Source organism: Rhodococcus sp. EPR-147 (assembly GCF_001647185.1).
Taxonomy (GTDB): domain Bacteria; phylum Actinomycetota; class Actinomycetes; order Mycobacteriales; family Mycobacteriaceae; genus Rhodococcoides.
In genome coordinates, this window is sequence record NZ_LVCU01000503.1 from 1 (window position 1) to 3,758 (window position 3,758).

Here is a 3,758-nt window from a genome sequence, read left to right on the forward strand (position 1 = left end):
GATCGGTCCGATCGGCATGTCGGAGGAGAAGGACGAGGCGCAGATGGCGCAGGAGCAGGCCATGGTCGACGCCGGCCACCACGCCGGCGGCGTCGACGACGTCGAAGGCATCGTGCCGCAGATGAAGGCCACTCCCGGAACTCCGGTGCGCGAAGCCGTCGGGCGTAGGCAGGAGCGCGTCCGCCAGATCATGCACACCCTGCCGCACAATGCCCAGGTTGCGATCCAGGAAAGCCTCGACACCACCGACCCGGGTCAGCGTTACCCCGCGTATGCAGACCAGCAGCAGGGTTACGACCAGCAGGGTTACGACCAGCAGGGATACGACCACCAGGGTTACGACCACCAGGGTTACGACCACCAGGGTTACGACCAGCAGAGTTACGACCAGCAGAGTTACAGCGGGCAAGGTCATGATCAGCAGGGCTACCAAGCTCCAACACAAGGTCGGGGTCAATAGCAGACATGGGGGGATCGAAGAAGTCCACGTTCGCTCCGGCGAGCGCCGCTCTGACACAAGCCGGCAATATCGTCGAACTGTTCGTCGAGGTGGTTCGCAACACCTTCCGTAGGCCGTTCCAGTTCCGCGAGTTCATCGAGCAGGCCTGGTTCATCGCCAGCGTCACGATTCTGCCGACGGCGCTCGTCGCCATTCCGTTCGGCGCGGTCGTGGCGCTGCAGACCGGATCGCTCATCAAGCAGCTCGGTGCCGAGTCGTTCACGGGTGCGGCCAGCGTGCTCGCGGTCATCCAGCAGGGCAGTCCGATCGTGACCGCACTGCTGGTGGCCGGCGCTGCCGGTTCTGCTGTGACTGCAGACCTCGGCTCGCGCACCATCCGCGAGGAGATCGACGCCATGCGAGTGCTGGGTATCGACCCGGTACATCGTCTCGTCGTTCCCCGAGTGCTCGCGATGATCCTCGTCGCACTTTTGCTCAACGGCCTGGTCTCGGTCGTCGGCATCGCCGGCGGTTACTTCTTCAACGTGATCCTTCAGGGCGGCACCCCCGGTGCATATCTGGCGTCGTTCTCGTTTTTGGCCCAGCTGCCGGATCTGTATGTCGCCGAGGCGAAAGCAGCAATCTTCGGACTCATCGCGGGCATCATCGCCTCCTACAAGGGCCTCAATCCCAACCCCGGACCCAAGGGCGTCGGCGAGGCAGTGAACCAGACGGTTGTCATCACGTTCCTGCTGCTCTTCTTCGCCAACCTCATCCTGACCCTGGTCTATCTCCAGGTCGTCCCAGCGAAGGGAGCGTAACCGCGATGACGATCGCAAGAGGTCGCGGTGACCGCACGCTGATGCGCGTCAAGCGCGTCGGCAACGCCCCGCTCAACGTGCTCGACCGCGCAGGCGAGCAAATGTCGTTCTACCTGCGGGCCATCGGGTGGATTCCCAAGACCGCAGTGCATTACAAGAAGGAGGTGCTCCGCCTGCTGGCGGAGGTCACCTTCGGCAGCGGTGCGCTCGCCGTCATCGGTGGGACCATCGGCGTGATCGTGATGATGTCCGGCTTCACCGGCATCGTCGTCGGTCTACAGGGCTATGCAGCCCTCGAACAGCTCGGTAGCTCCGTGCTCACCGGATTCCTGTCCGCGTACGTCAACACCCGTGAGATCGCGCCGATTGTCGCAGGACTGGCACTCTCGGCCACCGTCGGCTGTGGTTTCACCGCCCAGCTCGGTGCCATGCGAATCTCCGAGGAGATCGACGCGCTCGAGGTGATGGCCGTACCCAGCGTGCCGTTCCTCGTGACCACCCGCATGATCGCAGGCTTCGTGGCCGTCATCCCGCTGTACATCGTCGGGCTGTTGGCGTCGTACGTCGCATCCCGAGGGATCAGCACCATTTTCAACGGGCAGTCCACGGGGTCCTACGACCACTACTTCAACCTCTTCCTACCTCCGGAAGACGTGTTGTATTCGTTCTTGAAGGTGCTGATATTCGCCTTCGTCCTGATCATGATCCACTGCTATTACGGCTACCACGCCTCTGGCGGACCTGCCGGTGTCGGCGTCGCAGTGGGCCGTGCCGTTCGTACCGCGATCGTCACGATCGCCGTACTGGACTTCTTCTTGAGCCTCGCCATCTGGGGCACGACCACCACAGTGAGGGTTGCGGGATGATCGACTCGCCGTCGCGACTGAAGCGAGTACTCCTCGGTTTGGCGTTCTTCCTGGTGCTCATCCTGTTCCTGGGGTGGAGCATCACGTCCTACAACAAGACGTTCAAAGATGTGGTGAAAGTCAGCCTCGAAACCGACTCGGTCGGCAACGCGCTGCCGATGAACGCGGATGTCAAGGTGCGCGGAATGATCGTCGGCGAGGTGCGCTCGGCGTCCACCGTCGACGGCGTCGTGACCTCGCAGCTCGCCATCGATCCGGACAAGGCACCGCTGATTCCGTCGAACGTGACGGCACGGTTGCTTCCCAAGACACTGTTCGGTGAGCGCTACGTCTCGTTGATCGTGCCCGAGAACGATGCGGCGTCGCCGATCTCCGAGGGCACGGTCCTCAAACAGGACACCAGCGGAAACGCCATCGAGGTCGGGCAGTTGCTCGACGGCTTGCTTCCACTGCTGCAGGCGATTCCGCCACAGGATCTGGCGAACACCCTCGGGTCGTTGGCGCAGGGCCTCAGCGGGCGCGGTGAGCAACTGGGCCAGACCATCGACAACCTGACGAACATCGTGTCGGGTCTGAACACGGAGTTGCCGAACATCCAGCAGACGTTGGTCGGGCTGGCCGACTTCTCGCAGACCTACGCAGACGCGGCACCGGACTTGGTCTCGGCGCTGGACAACTTGCGGACGACGGGCAACACCGTGGTCGAGCGGCAGTCCAGCCTCGACACGCTGTACGGCTCCCTGACCTCGGCGTCGTACACCACTGCGGACTTTCTACAGACCAACTCCGAGAACCTGATCGGATTGGCCGCGAACTCTCGGGAAGCGCTCGAGCTGCTGGCCGAGTTCTCCCCGACGTTCGGCTGCACGTTCACTTATTTCGCCGAAGGTGCCAGGCGCGGAAAAGTCGTACTCGGTGAGGGCGACGAGTACCCCGGCATCAACGTCTCCGCACCGTTCGTCAACCCGAAGGGTCGTTACTTGCCGAACCAGGACGAGCCGCGCTTGTTCGACGATCGCGGAGCCACCTGTTTCGAGCCCGCGGCGCCGGGGGAGTTCTTCCCGCAGTATCCGGGAGGCTCGATCAACGACGGTTCCTACCAGGTGCCGACCCGGAACCCGGGCCCGCAGGTGATCGAAGGACAGGGACCACCGAAGTCTGCCCAGAGTTCCATCGTTCCCGCCGTCTCCGCATCCGCGCAGCCGGCGAGCTACGAGGGCTCCGACTTCGAGCGCGACACTCTGGCCGTGATCTACGGACAGGCGAGTGGTGTTGCACCGGACAGTATTCCGTCGTGGGCGGCCGCTATCGGCGCACCGGCACTGAGAGGAGTGGAGGTGACCGTGCCATGAGAGGCCTTCTCGCGCCGATCATCAAGTTGGTCGTGTTCGCCGTGATTACGATCATTGCTACGGCCACCCTTGCCTTCACCATCGCCAATTCCAGCGGCGGCGGCGGCACCAAGTTCTCGGCTGTGTTCACGGACGTCACGTCTCTCAACGAGGGCGACGAGATTCGTATCGCGGGCGTTCGTGTCGGCCAGGTCGACAAGATCGAGATCGCCAACGAGCGCGAAGCCAAGGTGGACTTCACTCTGAGCAGTCGTGATTGGCTCCCGGCCAGTTCGACGGC

Annotated in this window: 4 protein-coding genes and 1 pseudogene; all 5 read left to right on the forward strand. The window is 63.2% G+C overall.

Translation table 11 applies throughout. The features are described 5' to 3' along the window. Positions 1–460: pseudogene (locus tag A2J02_RS21585) on the forward strand (ABC transporter ATP-binding protein); the annotation flags it as partial. Between the two features lie 5 nt (positions 461–465). Beyond that, complete coding sequence (locus tag A2J02_RS21590; protein ID WP_027498224.1) at positions 466–1,260, forward strand: MlaE family ABC transporter permease; 795 nt, start codon at positions 466–468, stop codon at positions 1,258–1,260. A 5-nt stretch (positions 1,261–1,265) separates the two neighbouring features. Next, entirely contained in the window at positions 1,266–2,126 is an 861-nt protein-coding gene (locus A2J02_RS21595) for an MlaE family ABC transporter permease (RefSeq protein WP_027498223.1), read from the forward strand. Next, complete coding sequence (locus A2J02_RS21600) at positions 2,123–3,478, forward strand: MCE family protein (protein WP_008713865.1); 1,356 nt, start codon at positions 2,123–2,125, stop codon at positions 3,476–3,478. The genes A2J02_RS21595 and A2J02_RS21600 overlap by 4 nt, the downstream gene beginning before the upstream one ends. Beyond that, positions 3,475–3,758 (forward strand): MlaD family protein (locus tag A2J02_RS21605; protein WP_156516335.1); only part of this gene is annotated, 284 nt, incomplete at its 3' end. The genes A2J02_RS21600 and A2J02_RS21605, both read left to right, overlap by 4 nt.